This window comes from Streptomyces sp. NPDC050121, from assembly GCF_044460385.1.
Classification (GTDB): Bacteria; Actinomycetota; Actinomycetes; order Streptomycetales; family Streptomycetaceae; genus Streptomyces; species Streptomyces soliscabiei.
Map to the genome: position 1 here is coordinate 261,056 of NZ_JBITJV010000005.1, position 14,600 is coordinate 275,655.

13 protein-coding genes are annotated in these 14,600 nt (G+C 71.2%); all 13 read right to left on the minus strand.

Features of this window, described 5'->3' with window-relative positions; genetic code table 11:
- Positions 1-453 precede the first annotated feature (453 nt).
- The 13 genes from ACIBTS_RS10790 to ligA all read right to left on the minus strand — a co-directional run bounded on the left by ACIBTS_RS10790 (position 454) and on the right by ligA (position 14,593).
- The gene (locus tag ACIBTS_RS10790; RefSeq protein WP_319672117.1) at positions 454-663 is read right to left on the minus strand and encodes a hypothetical protein; all 210 of its coding nucleotides are present in this window, start codon (positions 661-663) and stop codon (positions 454-456) included.
- A 198-nt stretch (positions 664-861) separates the two neighbouring features.
- Positions 862-1,455 carry a hypothetical protein gene (locus tag ACIBTS_RS10795; protein ID WP_399318282.1) on the minus strand — a complete coding sequence of 198 codons (594 nt, stop codon included), beginning with the start codon at positions 1,453-1,455 and terminating at the stop codon, positions 862-864.
- A 35-nt stretch (positions 1,456-1,490) separates the two neighbouring features.
- Positions 1,491-2,066: a GNAT family protein gene (locus ACIBTS_RS10800; RefSeq protein WP_319672115.1), complete on the minus strand. Its 576-nt coding sequence runs from the start codon at positions 2,064-2,066 to the stop codon at positions 1,491-1,493.
- Positions 2,044-4,272 (minus strand): MMPL family transporter, encoded by a 2,229-nt coding sequence (locus ACIBTS_RS10805; protein WP_399318283.1) that lies wholly within the window; start codon positions 4,270-4,272, stop codon positions 2,044-2,046. The genes ACIBTS_RS10800 and ACIBTS_RS10805 overlap by 23 nt, the downstream gene beginning before the upstream one ends.
- A gap of 246 nt (positions 4,273-4,518) precedes the next feature.
- Positions 4,519-4,830: a hypothetical protein gene (locus ACIBTS_RS10810; protein WP_399318285.1), complete on the minus strand. Its 312-nt coding sequence runs from the start codon at positions 4,828-4,830 to the stop codon at positions 4,519-4,521.
- Between the two features lie 106 nt (positions 4,831-4,936).
- Positions 4,937-6,451 carry an Asp-tRNA(Asn)/Glu-tRNA(Gln) amidotransferase subunit GatB gene (gatB, locus tag ACIBTS_RS10815; protein WP_399318286.1) on the minus strand — a complete coding sequence of 505 codons (1,515 nt, stop codon included), beginning with the start codon at positions 6,449-6,451 and terminating at the stop codon, positions 4,937-4,939.
- Between the two features lie 15 nt (positions 6,452-6,466).
- On the minus strand, positions 6,467-6,706 hold the full coding sequence (locus tag ACIBTS_RS10820) for a hypothetical protein (RefSeq protein WP_079659316.1): 240 nt from the start codon (positions 6,704-6,706) through the stop codon (positions 6,467-6,469).
- Positions 6,703-8,205, minus strand: coding sequence for an Asp-tRNA(Asn)/Glu-tRNA(Gln) amidotransferase subunit GatA (gene gatA, locus ACIBTS_RS10825; protein ID WP_079659317.1), 1,503 nt, complete (start codon positions 8,203-8,205; stop codon positions 6,703-6,705). Before gatA ends, ACIBTS_RS10820 begins: the two co-directional genes overlap by 4 nt.
- A 5-nt stretch (positions 8,206-8,210) precedes the next feature.
- A complete protein-coding gene (gene gatC, locus ACIBTS_RS10830; RefSeq protein ID WP_007384860.1) occupies positions 8,211-8,507 on the minus strand; it encodes an Asp-tRNA(Asn)/Glu-tRNA(Gln) amidotransferase subunit GatC in 297 nt (98 codons plus the stop codon).
- Between the two features lie 91 nt (positions 8,508-8,598).
- Positions 8,599-9,093 (minus strand): cupin domain-containing protein, encoded by a 495-nt coding sequence (locus ACIBTS_RS10835; RefSeq protein ID WP_319672111.1) that lies wholly within the window; start codon positions 9,091-9,093, stop codon positions 8,599-8,601.
- 65 nt (positions 9,094-9,158) lie between these two features.
- Positions 9,159-9,530: a DUF4267 domain-containing protein gene (locus tag ACIBTS_RS10840; protein ID WP_399318289.1), complete on the minus strand. Its 372-nt coding sequence runs from the start codon at positions 9,528-9,530 to the stop codon at positions 9,159-9,161.
- 333 nt (positions 9,531-9,863) lie between these two features.
- Positions 9,864-12,131, minus strand: coding sequence for a putative bifunctional diguanylate cyclase/phosphodiesterase (locus ACIBTS_RS10845; RefSeq protein WP_399318291.1), 2,268 nt, complete (start codon positions 12,129-12,131; stop codon positions 9,864-9,866).
- Positions 12,132-12,400: 269 nt separating this feature from the next.
- Positions 12,401-14,593, minus strand: coding sequence for an NAD-dependent DNA ligase LigA (gene ligA, locus ACIBTS_RS10850; protein WP_399318292.1), 2,193 nt, complete (start codon positions 14,591-14,593; stop codon positions 12,401-12,403).
- Between the last annotated feature and the right edge of the window lie 7 nt (positions 14,594-14,600).

Consider the following 14,600-nt stretch of genomic DNA (forward strand, 5'->3'; position numbering starts at 1 on the left):
CCTCGGCGCCCAGCACCGGAGCCCCGACAACCGGCACCGCAGCCCCACCGGACCGCACCGCAGACCCAGCAGGTGGCACCGCAGCCCCACCGGACCGCACCGCAGACCCAGCAGGTGGCACCGCAGCCCCACCGGACCGCACCGCAGACCCGACAGGTGGCACCGGCATCCCGGGCGGGCTCGGCGCAACGCCGGTGGATCTCTGGGGAACACCGGACGGACCCGGCAGAACGCCAGGCGTGCTTGGCGGAACGCCGGACGGGCTCGGCGCAACACAAGGCGAGCCCGGCACAACACCAGGCGAGCCCGGCACAACACCAGGCGGGCTCGGCGGAACGCCGGGCAGGCCCGGCGGGACGCCGCTGGGGCTTGGCGGAACGGCGGGTGGGGTTGGCAGTGTTTTGGTGGGAGGGCGGCCGACCCCCGTGCGGTCGCCCTCCCGCGTCTCGGCGGTCACGCCGGTCGGGCGAACCGGAGCCTGCGCAGGAGGTGGGTATGCGACTCGCTCTCGGCGCCGCCTTCCGACCGTTCGACGGCGGCACGTTCGGCGGCTTCCCGGCGGGCGGCGCGACGGCCGCGGACGGCCTCGCGGGCCAGCCGCTCGTGGGCGGCCCGGCGGAGCAGTTCGGCGGAACGGAACTGGTGGAGCTCGTGCTCGTACATGGTGGAAGTCCCCTTGGAAGGTGGTTGTTCGGCTTCGCTCGTTGCGATGCCTCCACCTTCGTCTCCCAGAGGGGTGCGCCACATCGGGAGAGTTCCGCATCTTCGGCGGCGGGGGGTGCCTTAGACGCGTCTGAGGGGCCTCAGGCCGGCCGTAAGGTGCTTACGGCCGGCCTAAGGCCCCTCGTGACCTGCGGGGACTCAGCCCGTTGAGGGCAGGCCGAGCAGCGCGTCGGTGTACTTCAGGACGGCCAGGAGCAGTCCGATGACGCCGAGCGCGACGCCGGCCCAGGAAACCGACTTGATCCAGGTCGCCTGCGGACGGGCCTGGTTGCCGAAGGCGGGGCGGGCCAGCACGACGACGCCGACGACCAGCGCGGTCAGTGCGAACAGGCCGGCCCACAGCGCGGTGGCCTGCCAGGCGTCGCCGTAGGTCGCCTCCAGCTGCTTGGCGAGGCTCGTGTTCGACGAGGCGGAATTGTGCAGCTGGCCGACGAGGGTCTGACGGGCCCCGGCGATGGTTCCCATCCAGCTGCCGGTGAGGGAAACGAAGCCGAGCACGGCGGAGACGACGGCGCCCGCGCCCTGGCCGACGCCCACGGAGGCGTCCGTGACTGCCGCACCGTCCTCGGCGAGGAACTCGTCGGCGTCGGTGTCGGCGTCCTCCTCGACGCCCGGTGCCTCCTCGGACACCTCGTCCGTGGCGTCGGTCTTGGTGACGTCCACCTTCTCCTCGTCGGTCTTCGTCTCGGTGCCGGTCTCGGCGCCGGCCTCGTCAGCAGTCTTGGTTCCCATACCTCGCACCGTACGGACGCTCTCTGAGAGGTCCCTTAATGATCGTTGTGAGCGCCGCGCGCGCGTGCGTCGCGCCACTCCTGGGCCAGCACGGACCACACTTCGAGGTCGTGCCGCACCCCACGATAGGGGTAGGCCTGCCGGCGCACGCCGTCGCGGGTCATCCCCAGCCGCCGGGCGACGTTGAGGCTGGGCGTGTTCCCGGCGGACGCGACCCACTCGATCCGCTCGATGCCACGCTGGTCCACCGCGAAGTCGATCAGTACCCGGATGCCACGGGTGATCAGGCCGCGCCCCGTGGCGGCGGGCTCCAGCCAGCAGCCGACCTCGCAGTTCGCGGCCCCGGCGTCGAAGTTGAGGAAGAGCACCCCGCCGACGAGCGTGCCGTCCAGCCAGATGCCGTGCAGGGAGCCGGTGTCGGCGGCGCGCATGTCGGCGTACCGCTGGAGCACCTCGCGCGCGCCGGCCACGTCCTCGGCCTTCGAGCCGAAGGGGACGTACTGGTTGATGAACTCCCGGCCGCGCTCCAGGTGCGCCAGGAACTCCTCGGCGTGCCAGAGCTCCAGGGGGCGCAGTTCGGCTCCGTCGTCACCCAGCGATATCGCGTACATCCGGCCGCGGCTCCTTCTCCAGTGCCTCCACTACCTCCGCGAGCCTCTCATGGGCCGCGCGGCACTCGGGCGGTTCGATGCTGATCCGCGGCAGCCTCTTGTCGAGCCCGCGGGGCAGCCACCAGTTGGCGCCGCCGAGCAGGTGCATGAGGGCGGGCACGAGCAGCGTGCGCAGGACGAAGGCGTCGAGGGCGACGGCGGCGGCGAGCGCGATGCCGAACATGGCGATCACCCGGTCGCCGCTGAGGACGAAGGCGAGGAAGACCGAGATCATGATGACCGCAGCGGAGTTGATCACCCGGCTGGTCTCGGCGAGGCCCACGCGGACGGCGCGCCGGTTGTCGCCGGTCTCCAGCCACTCCTCGTACATCCGGCTGACCAGGAAGACCTGGTAGTCCATGGAGAGGCCGAAGAGGACCGAGACCATGATGACCGGGAGGAAGGGCTCGATCGGCCCCGCGCGGCCGAGGCCCAGCAGCTCGCTCCCCCAGCCCCACTGGAACACGGCCACCACGATCCCGAACGCGGCGGCCACGGCGGCGACGTTCATCGCGGCGGCCTTCAGCGGGATGCCGACGGACCGGAACGCCAGCAGAAGCAACAGACAGCCCAGGCCTATGACGACGCCCACGAACAGCGGCAGTTTGCCGACGATGACGTCGGCGAAGTCGTCGTAGCCCGCCGTCACGCCCCCCACCTGTACGTCGAGGGAGGTGCCGGCCTCGGCCCGGGGCAGCACCTCGGTGCGCAGCCGGTGGACGAGCTCGCTGGTGTGCTGCGACTGCGGGGAGGACTCCGGTACGACGGTGAGGCAGGCGGTGTATCCGCCGGAGTCGTAGGTCACCGGCGTCACCGACGCGACGCCCTCGGTGGTGCGCAGGGCGGCGTCGAGGTTGTCCAGGGCGAGCCTGTCCTCGGCGCCGTCGACGCGGGTCACCAGGGTCAGCGGGCCGTTGACGCCCGCCCCGAAGCCGTCGGCGAGGAGGTCGTAGGCCTGGCGGGTGGTGGCCGACTTCGGGGCGTTGCCCTGGTCGGAGGTGCCCAGGCGGAGAGCGAAGGTGGGCAGGGCGAGGACGGCGATGACGACGAGGGCGAGCGCGCCGAGCAGTTTGGGGTGACGCTCCACGAACGCCGACCAGCGGGCGGCGAGGCCGGTCGGCAGCTCCGGTTGCGGCCCGTGCTCGGCGAGTCGGCGGCGTTCGCGGCGACTGAGGGCGCGCATGCCGATCCAGGACAGCAGGGAGGGCAGCAGCGTCACGGAGGCGGCGACGGTGAGCACGACGGTGAGGGAGGCGGCGATCGCCACGCCGCCCAGGAAGTTCAGCCGCAGGATCAGCATGCCGAGCAGGGCGATGCACACGGTGGCGCCCGCGAAGACGACGGCGCGCCCGGTCGTCGTCACGGCGTTGACGGCGGCCTCGGCGACCGTGAGCCCCCGCTTCAGCCCGCGTCGGTGCCGGGTCACGATGAACAGCGCGTAGTCGATGCCGACGCCGAGCCCGATGAGCATGCCGAGCATGGGCGCGAAGTCGGCGACGGTCATGGCGTGTCCGAGGAGCACGATCCCGGCGTACGCGGTGCCGACGCCGACCAGGGCGGTGGCGATGGGCAGAGCTGAGGCGGCGAGCGAGCCGAAGGCCAGGAAGAGCACGGCCGCGGCGACGACCACGCCGACGACCTCGGCGAGATGCCCGCCGGAGGGCTCGGTCAGCGCGATCGCGCTGCCGCCCAGCTCGACCTGGAGCCCGTCGCCCGCGGCAGCCCTGGCGGTGTCGACGACGGCCTGCGCCTCGCCGCGGTCGATGTCCTCGGCGCGGTCCTCGAAGACGACGGTGGCGTACGCCGTGTGGCCGTCCTTGCTGATCTGAGCCCTGCCCTGGTCGTCGTAGGGGCCGGCGACGGAGGCCACGCCGGGCAGGTCGGCGATCTTCTCCAGCGTGCGGGTCATGCTCTGCTCGACGTCGGCGGCGCGGACGGTGCCCGAGGCGGTGCGCCAGACGACGGTGTCGCTGTCCCCGCCGAGGTCCCGGAAGCCCTCCGTGAGCAGCTGGGTGGCGCGGCCGGACTCGGTGCCGGGGACCTCGTAGTCGTTGGAGTAGGCGGAGCCGGCGACGGCGGCGGCGGCGGCCGTGCCGCCGAGGACGAGGAGCCAGAGCAGGAACGTGCCGAGGCGGTTGCGTACACACCAACGTGCAAGGGCTGCCACCGATGCGCTCCCGGGGGTGAATTGTGGATCTTTGACCGGGAACAGTCGTGAACAGTCGTGCTTGACCTGAACAGCCCGCAAAGAACGTATGAGCAATGCGAGGACACTCTCGCAGGCGCCGGAGATCGTTTGACGCGTTCGTGGGTCGTTTCACCGGAGTGGGAGGCAGATCACAGGACAATAACGGCCGTGTTGTCAGGGCACGTCGGGCACGTGTCACCGTCGGGCGGGCCGGTGCCGGGCGGGTCAGTCCGACTGGTCGCCGAACGCCATCACCATCACCCCGACGATCAGCAGCCACAGCGCGCGCCGGGTACGGCCGCGGGAGCCCAGGAGGGCGGCGAGGGCGCAGACGGCGGCGCCGAGGGCGTAGGACGCCGGGACGAGGGCCGGGGCGGAGCCGGTGAGGCGCAGGAGGGACGCGGCGAGGCCGGCGAGGGTGAGCAGCGCTCCGGTGCCGGTCGCTGCCCAGCGGGCCCGGCGGGCGTCCTCGGTGCCGTACTCCTCGTCCGGGTCCTCTATGTCGCTGTGGGGTTCGGAGTCGGTTCGTGCACTCATGGCGGGCGAGCGTAGCGCGTCGGACCCAGAACACGAGCAGGGGTGCACCGGTTCGCGGTGCACCCCTGGGGGAATCTCACTCGACTCGGGCGGGAGCCGGCGGGACTCAGCCCTCGCTGACGCCCAGCTTCTGCAGGATCAGCTCCTTGACGCGGGCCGCGTCGGCCTGACCGCGCGTGGCCTTCATCACCGCGCCGACCAGGGCGCCGACCGCGGCCACCTTGCCGCCGCGGATCTTGTCGGCGATGCCCGGGTTGCCGGCGATGGCCTCCTCGACGGCGGTGGTGAGCGCGCCCTCGTCGGAGACGACCTTCAGACCGCGCTTCTCGACGACCTCGTCCGGGGTGCCCTCGCCCGCGAGGACGCCCTCGATGACCTGACGGGCCAGCTTGTCGTTCAGGTCGCCGGACGACACGAGCTGGGCGACCCGCGCGACCTGCTCGGGCGTGATGGCCAGCTCGTCCAGCGACGTCGCGGACTCGTTGGCGCTGCGCGCCAGTTCGCCCATCCACCACTTGCGGGCGGAGGCCGCGTCGGCGCCGGCGTCGATCGTGGCGACGATCAGGTCCAGCGCACCGGCGTTGAGGATCGACTGCATGTCGGTGGCGGAGATCCCCCACTCGGCGAGCAGCCGGCCCCGGCGGACCAGCGGCAGCTCCGGCAGCCCGGCGCGGATCTCCTCGACCCACTCGCGGGACGGGGCGACCGGGACGAGGTCGGGCTCCGGGAAGTACCGGTAGTCCTCGGCCTCCTCCTTCACGCGGCCCGAGGTCGTCGACCCGGTGTCCTCGTGGAAGTGGCGGGTCTCCTGGATGATCGTGCCGCCGGAGGACAGCACGGCCGCGTGCCGCTGGATCTCGAAGCGGGCGGCGCGCTCCACGGACCGCAGCGAGTTGACGTTCTTCGTCTCCGAGCGCGTGCCGAACTTCTCGCGGCCGTGCGGGCGCAGCGACAGGTTCACGTCGCAGCGCATCTGGCCCATCTCCATGCGGGCCTCGGAGACGCCGAGCGCCTTGATGAGCTCGCGCAGCTCACGGACGTAGGCCTTGGCGACCTCGGGAGCACGCTCGCCCGCGCCCTCGATGGGCTTGGTGACGATCTCGATGAGCGGGATGCCGGCGCGGTTGTAGTCCAGCAGGGAGTGGGACGCGCCGTGGATACGGCCGGTGGCGCCGCCGACGTGCGTCGACTTGCCGGTGTCCTCCTCCATGTGGGCGCGCTCGATCTCCACGCGGAAGGTCTCGCCGTCCTCCAGCTGGACGTCGAGGTAGCCGTTGAAGGCGATCGGCTCGTCGTACTGGGAGGTCTGGAAGTTCTTCGGCATGTCCGGATAGAAGTAGTTCTTCCGGGCGAAACGGCACCACTCGGCGATCTCGCAGTTCAGCGCGAGACCGATCTTGATCGCCGACTCGACGCCGATCGCGTTGACGACCGGGAGCGCGCCGGGCAGGCCGAGGCAGGTGGGACAGGTCTGCGTGTTGGCGGCCCTACCGAGTTCGGTCGAACAGCCGCAGAACATCTTCGTCTTGGTGCCGAGTTCGACATGGACCTCAAGGCCCATGACGGGGTCGTACGACGCCAGCGCGTCCTCGTACGACACCAGGTCGGTCGTGGTGGTCACGGTGAAACTTCCCTCTCAGCCCAGCAGGACGTCGTCGTCGCCCAGCCGCTTCAGCTCGCGGTAGAGGATGGCGAGGCCGGTGACGATGGCGGCGGCGGACACGACGGCGTCGACCAGCACGAGCGTGTCGCTCTCGGCGCGGGCCTTCTTGACCCGCTTGGCGACACCGATCGCGCCGAACGCCGTGGTGGCGATGGACAGATACGTACCGGACTTGGACTTCTTGAAGCCCTTGGCCTTGTTCAGTGCACTCACAGCGACGGAGCCTCCTCGAGGAGCGGGTGACCCCACCTTTCCACGAAGGCGGCCTCGACGGCGGCGCCGACCTTGTAAAGCCGGTCGTCCTTCAGCGCCGGGGCGATGATCTGCAGGCCCACCGGGAGGTTGTCCTCCGGGGCGAGACCGCAGGGCAGCGACATGGCCGCGTTGCCCGCCAGGTTGGTCGGGATGGTGCACAGGTCGGCCAGGTACATCGCCATCGGGTCGTCGGCACGCTCGCCGATCGCGAAGGCGGTGGTGGGGGTCGTCGGCGAGACGATGACGTCCACCTGCTCGAAGGCCTTCTCGAAGTCCCGCGTGATGAGCGTGCGGACCTTCTGGGCGGAGCCGTAGTAGGCGTCGTAGTAGCCCGAGCTGAGCGCGTACGTGCCGAGCATGATGCGGCGCTTCACCTCGGGGCCGAAGCCCGCCTCACGGGTGAGGGAGGTGACGGCCTCGGCCGAGTGGCTGCCGTCGTCGCCGGTGCGCAGGCCGTAGCGCAGGCCGTCGAAGCGGGCCAGGTTGGACGAGCACTCGGACGGCGCGATCAGGTAGTACGCCGACAGAGCGAGGTCGAAGGACGGACAGTCCAGCTCGACGATCTCGGCGCCCAGCTCCTTCAGCAGCGCGACGGACTCGTCGAACCGCTGGATGACGCCGGCCTGGTAGCCCTCGCCGCGGAACTGCTTGACGACGCCGACGCGCATGCCTTCGACGCTGCCGTTGCGGGCGGCCTCGACGACCGGCGGGACGGGGGCGTCGATGGAGGTGGAGTCCAGCGGGTCGTGCCCGGCGATGACCTCGTGCAGCAGTGCCGCGTCCAGGACCGTACGGGCGCAGGGCCCGCCCTGGTCGAGAGAGGAGGAGAAGGCGACCATGCCGTAGCGCGAGACCGCCCCGTACGTCGGCTTCACGCCGACCGTGCCGGTGACGGCGGCCGGCTGGCGGATGGAGCCGCCGGTGTCGGTGCCGATGGCGAGGGGCGCCTGGTAGGAGGCGAGGGCGGCGGAGGAGCCGCCGCCGGAGCCGCCGGGGATCTTGGTGAGGTCCCACGGGTTGCCGGTCGGGCCGTAGGCGCTGTTCTCGGTGGAGGACCCCATGGCGAACTCGTCCATGTTGGTCTTGCCGAGGATGACCACGTCGGCGGCCTTCAGCCGCTTGGTGAGCGTCGCGTCGTACGGCGGGATCCAGCCCTCGAGAATCTTCGAGCCGACGGTCGTCGGGATGCCCTCGGTGGTGAAGATGTCCTTGAGCGCGAGGGGAACGCCGGCGAGAGGTCCGAGCTTCTCGCCGCGCTCGCGCTTCTCGTCGACGGCGCGGGCCTGGGCGAGCGCGCCCTCGCGGTCGACGTGCAGGAAGGCGTGGACCTTCTCGTCGACGGCCTCGATGCGCGCCAGGTGGGCCTCGGCGACCTGGACGGCCGTGAGCTCGCCGGAGGCGATCTTCGCGGCGGTCTCGGCGGCCGTGAGCTTGATGATGGTGACGTTGTCCGTCATGGCGGTTAGTCCTCCCCCAGGATCTGCGGCACCTTGAAACGCTGCTGCTCCTGGGCCGGGGCGCCGGAGAGCGCCTGCTCGGGGGTGAGCGACGGACGGACCTCGTCCGCCCGCATGACGTTCGTCAGCGGGAGCGGGTGCGAGGTCGGCGGTACGTCTTGGTCGGCGACCTCACTGACGCGGGCGACCGCGCCGATGATGTCGTCAAGCTGTCCCGCGAAGTGTTCGAGCTCTTCGGGCTTCAGCTCCAGACGCGCCAGCCGGGCGAGGTGGGCGACCTCCTCGCGCGTGATGCCAGGCATGCAGCGTTCCTCTGGGGTGGAGTGAGTGTGTGGTTTGGGCCTAATCCTAGGGGGCGGTGCGGCATGCCTGTGAAACGGTTTCCCCCGCTCGTCAGCTTCGGCGGCCTTCCCAGGCGTCGCTGCGCAGGAACTGGTTGTCGTAGAGCTCCTGCACTTCCAGGAGGCTTTCGGGGGTGGCCTCGCCGAGGCGGATGCGCTGGAGGTGGCGGAAGTAGTCGAAGCGTTCCACACCCGGGGCGATCACGATCAGGAGGTCGGCGGTGCTGCCCGGGGCGGCGGCGAAGGCATGCGGACGGTTCGGCGGGACGATGACGAGATCGCCGCGTTCGGCGGTGACGACGTCGTCGCCGGAGAGGACCTCCGCCTCGCCGTCGAGCAGGAAGAACATCTCCGCGGAGTTGCGGTGCAGGTGGGGGCGGGCACCGTCGGCGCCCTCCCCGAGGGTGACGCGCACGGTGGACAGCGCGCCGCCGGACGCGCTGCTGTCGGCGAGCAGTTTGACGCCCACGGGTGCGCCGCCGAGGACCTCGGCTTCGGCGTCGCGGACGATGACGGTCTCGTCGAACTCGGGCACGAACAAGGACATGACGTTTCCCCGGCTTCCTCGGTGGGCGTTCTCGGACTGGACTCTGACGCGGATGCGGATGCGGTTCAGACGGCGAAGAGGAGTGCGCCGCTGATGAGCACGACGACGGCCGTGGCGAAGTGGATTCCGTAGGCGACGGCTTTGGTCCCGCCGTGGCGCAGGACTATCAGGGTGTCGCCGAGCGGCACGATCGCCACGCAGACCATGAACCAGGCCGCGGCGGTGGCGCCGGCGAAGGCGAGCAGGGCCAGTCCGAGGACGCCGAAGGCGCCGTCCCTGAGGCCCTTGATCGAGAGATAGGCGCCGGCGTCGCCCTCCGGCCGGGCCGGGACGCCGTAACCGGCGGCGGCGGAGGCGGGCTGGAACAGGAACCGGTACCCGATGAACAGGCAGAACAGGTTGAGCACGACGGCCAGGGTGTAGGCGGTGACGGTCATGGCGGATCTCCCTTCGCTTGGCTTTCTTGCTAGCGGCACTAGCAACTGTAGCGAAGGTAGCAGAGCGTCGAAAGAATATCTAGCACCGCTAGAACCAGGGCACGCCGATTCAGGCGCCGGGAGCGCGAACGAGCGGAGGTGGTGCCGACGCGGCGCCTGGCGGCGGAGATCGAGCAGGCGGGTCCGGGGCAACGGAGTCCAATGCACCCTGAGCGCGGCCGTCTCCCGGAGGCGGCGTGCGCTCGGCGCCTGCACCCGCCGTTCGCCACTTCGTGGCGCAGGCGGGGTGAGACCGTTGTCCGCCCGGGCCGAACCGGGGGCGGACAGGAGCGGTCAGTCCTCGGTGGCTGCTGCCGGGAGGGCCGCCGCGGGGCGTTGCCAGCCGCGTGAGCCGCGGGCCCGCAGCCACGCCGTCGTCTCCTCGGGAGGCATCGCCGCGGCCACCAGCCAGCCCTGCACCGCGTCGCAGCCCAGGTCGCGCAGGCGTTCCCAGGTCTCGTCGTCCTCGACGCCCTCGGCGACCACCAGCAGCCCCAGGGAATGCGCGAGGTCGACCGTGCAGCGCACGATCTCCGCGTCCTCGGTATCGACGGCCAGCCGGGCCACGAAGGAGCGGTCGATCTTCAGCTCGCTGACGGGCAGCCGGCGCAGATGCACCAGTGAGGAGTAGCCGGTGCCGAAGTCGTCGAGGGACATCTTCACGCCGTGGCCGGTCAGCCCGTTGAGGGTGGCGGCGGCGCGCTGCGGGTCCTCCAGCAGGACGTGTTCCGTTATCTCCAGTTGGAGCGCTCCCGCGGGCACTCCGTGCCGGGCCAGCCGGGCGGCCACCGACCCGGCGAAGCCCGGTGTGTGGACGTCGCGCGGGGAGACGTTCACCGCGACCGGCACGAACAGCCCCTGGACCCGCCACTGCGCGACCTGCGCGAGCGCCGTCTCCAGCACGTACTCCGTCAGATGCGGCATCAGGCCCGACGACTCGGCGATCGCTATGAACTCGTCCGGCGGCACCTTCCCCCGCTCCGGGTGCACCCACCGCACCAGGGCCTCCAGCCCCGCCACCTGCCCGTCGAAGCGGACCTTCGGCTGGTAGTGCAGCTGCACCTCGTGCGCGTCGAGCGCGCGCCGCAGGTCGCCCAGCAGACCGAGCCGGTCAGGGGTGTTGGAGTCGCGCTTGGACTCGTACACCTCCACTCCCGTGCGGTCCCGCTTGGCCTGGTACATCGCCACGTCGGCCCGGCGCAGCAGGCCCTCCGCGTCGAGTGCGTGGTCGGGGAAGACGGCGACGCCGGCGCTGGCCTCCAGGACGAGGGTGAGCCCGTCGAGGTCGAGGGGTGAGCTGAGGTCGGAGACCAGGGCGCGGGCGATCCGTGCCGCCGAGGTGGTGGAGTCGGCGACGGGCAGTAAGACGGCGAACTCGTCCCCGCCGAGCCGCGCGACCTCCGCCCCGCGCGGCAGGGCGACCCGCAGCCGCTCGGCTATCTGGAGCAGCAGCCGGTCACCGGCGAGATGCCCGAGGGTGTCGTTGACCGAACGGAAACGGTCGAGGTCGATCAGCATCAGGGCGGCCCGGGCGCCGATGCGCTCGGCGTCGTCCAGGGCGGTCCAGATGCGCTCCAGGAGCCACTGGCGGTTGGGCAGCCCGGTGAGCGGGTCGCGCAGTTGCTCCTCGGCGCGGGCGCGGGCTATCCACAGGGTGGAGTCGAGGGCGAAGAGAGGGATGGCGAACAGCGGCAGCAGGATGGGCTTGGCCACGGCCACCACACAGATCAGCGGGGCGATGCCCAGCAGGGCGACCGCGACCAGGCCCTGTCTGACCAGGGCCGTCCGGGCGACGGTGGGCAGCCCGCCGGAGCGCGGGGCGGGCAGATACCAGAGCAGGACGCGGGTGACGGCGAGGTAGGCGACGGCCACCAGGACCACCTGGGGGCCGGTGTAGACCGTCCAGCTGTCGGGGGTCCAGGGGCGCTCCACGGACGGTATCCGCCCGCAGGCCGCCAGCAGCAGCGCGCCCACGCCGATGCCGAGGATGTCCACCGCGCCGTGCAGAACCCCCTGCCGCCAGCGGTGGCGCCGGGCTATGCCGACCAGGACGACGACGGTGAGACTGACCATGCCGGCGGGCACCCAGCCGTACAGCAGCAGGACGGCGAGGGTGAGGGCGGCACCGGAGCCGGTGCCGCCCCACCAGCGGGCGCGGCCGAGCAGGACCAGGTGGCCGACGATCACGCCGGCCAGCACGGCCAGGGCCCAGCCGACCGTGCCGGACGGGAAGAGGGCGTGGTTGTCGGTGAAGGCGCGGTAGAAGCCGGCGCCGAAGGCGAAGCCGGCCGCCGCGACGACGGCGGCGGGCAGCGCGGGCCAGGACAGATGCCGGTCGGATTCGGCGTCGGGCAGCCCGGGGTGCGAGGCGGCGGAGGCGCGGTGGTTCAGGGTGGGGTGCGGCGTTGCGTTGAGGGGCGCGCGCTGCGGTGCGGTGTGCGGTACGTACTCCTGCGCGCCCGGATGTCGCCCGGAGCGCGCCGTCCATTTCGCCCACCAGACGCCGGCGACGCGGCGTCGGCGCACCGTTGAGTCCGGGGCGGCGCTCTCGGTCGGTTCCATTCCCGTCCCTCTCACAGCCGGCGGTGCCCACGCCACGCGGCCCGTTGCCCGACAACCCCGGGCGGCGCCGCGTTGGAAAACCCTTCCCCTTGCTCACCAGGAGCACGGGGATGCCCCGACCGCAGCTGGGCACGGCAGGCGCACATGTCAACAGTAGGCCGCAGAAGGCTTCCACGGGCAGCGGTCGTCGACGGTTGCCCGAATGCGCCCCGGCCACCCGTATGCATCTGGTATGCGCCGATCGGGTGGCCTTCAACCGCCACTGTTCGCTACTCCTCGGTCGGAAGGGCCACTTCGGCCGCCGCCTCGGGCCCCTGTTCCAGCAGGACGGTGAAACCGTCCTCGTTCAGAACCGGCACCTTGAGCTGCATCGCCTTGTCGTACTTCGATCCAGGATTGTCACCCACAACGACGAATGACGTCTTCTTCGAAACAGAACCGGTCACTTTCGCTCCACGGCTCTGCAGGGCGTCCTTGGCGCCGTCACGGGTGAAGTGTTCGAGGGTGCCGGTGACGACGACCGTCAGCCCTTCGAGGGGGCGCGGGCCTTCGTCCTCACCCGAGCTCTCCTCCTCCATACGGACGCCCGCGGCCTTCCACTTGCGCAGGATCTCCTGGTGCCACTCCTCGGCGAACCACTCCTTGAGGGAGGCCGCGATGATGGCGCCCACCCCGTCGGTGCCGGCCAGCTCCTCCTCCGTGGCCTGCTCGATGCGCTCGATCGAGCGGAACTCGCGGGCCAGCGCCTCGGCCGCGACCGGACCGACATGACGGATCGACAGGCCGGTGAGGATGCGCGCCAGCGGGCGCTCCTTGGCCGCCGCGATGTTCTCCAGCATGGCGAGCGCGTTCTTCTTCGGCTCGCCCTGCTGGTTGGCGAAGACCGTGGCGATCTTCTCCTCGCCCGTCTTCGGGTCCCGCTTGGGCAGCCCGCTGTCCTGGTCGAGGACATAGGCCTTGATGGGCAGCAGTCGGTCGATGGTGAGGTCGAAGAGGTCGCCCTCGTCGGCCAGCGGCGGGTCCCCGGGCTCCAGCGGCTTGGTGAGGGCGGCCGCGGCGACATACCCGAAGTGCTCGATGTCCAGCGCCTTACGGCCCGCCAGGTAGAACAGGCGCTCACGCAACTGGGCCGGGCAGGTACGGGCGTTGGGGCAGCGCAGGTCGACGTCGCCCTCCTTCATCGGCCGCAGCGGCGTCTCGCACTCGGGGCACTCGGACGGCATCACGAACTCGCGCTCGCTGCCGTCGCGCAGGTCGACGACCGGACCGAGGATCTCCGGGATGACATCACCGGCCTTGCGCAGCACCACCGTGTCGCCGATGAGGACGCCCTTGGCCTTGACGACGTCCTGGTTGTGCAGGGTGGCGAACTCGACCTCGGACCCGGCCACGGTCACCGGCTCGACCTGGGCGTACGGCGTCACCCGGCCCGTACGGCCCACACCCACCCGGATGTTGACGAGCCGGGTGTTGACCTCCTCCGGCGCGTACTTGTACGCGATCGCCCAGCGCGGCGCACGCGCGGTGGAGCCGAGCCGCCCCTGGAGGCGGATCTCGTCGAGCTTGACGACCACACCGTCGATCTCGTGCTCCACCGAGTGCCGGTTCTCGCCGTAGTACGCGATGAACTGCCGTACGCCGTCGAGGTCGCCGACCATCTTGTTGTGCCGGGAGGTGGGCAGGCCCCAGGTCTTGAGGAGGTCGTAGGCCTCGGACAGGCGGGTCATGCCCTCGTAGCCCTCCAGGGCGCCGATGCCGTGCACGACCATGTGCAGCGGGCGGGAGGCGGTGACGCGCGGGTCCTTCTGGCGCAGTGAACCGGCCGCCGCGTTGCGCGGGTTGGCGAAGGGCTTGTCGCCGGCCTCGACCAGACGGGCGTTGAGCTCCTCGAACTTCTCCATCGGGAAGTAGACCTCGCCGCGGATCTCCACGAGGGAGGGGACGCCGTCGCCCTGGAGGCGGTCCGGGATCTCGGCGATGGTGCGCACGTTGGGCGTGATGTCCTCGCCCGTGCGGCCGTCGCCGCGGGTCGCCGCGCGCGCGAGGCGGCCGTTCTCATACGTGAGGTTGACGGCGAGACCGTCGACCTTCAACTCGCACAGGAAGTGGTACGCGGAGGCGCCGACGTCCTTGTGGACGCGCTCGGCCCAGGCGGCGAGCTCCAGGTCGTCGAAGGCGTTGTCGAGCGACAGCATGCGCTCGCGGTGCTGGACGGCCGTGAACTCCGTGGCGTACGCGCCCGCGACCTTCTGGGTCGGCGAGTCGGGCGTGCGCAGCTCGGGATACTCCTCCTCCAGCGCCTCCACGGCGCGCAGGAGCCTGTCGAACTCCGCGTCGCTGACGACGGGAGCGTCCTTCACGTAGTACCGGAAGCGGTGCTCCTCGATCTGCTCAGCGAGCTGCGCGTGCTGCTCCCGTGCCTCGGTGGGCACCGTCGTCTCCGCTTGCCTGTCGCCGGCCACCGTGTTG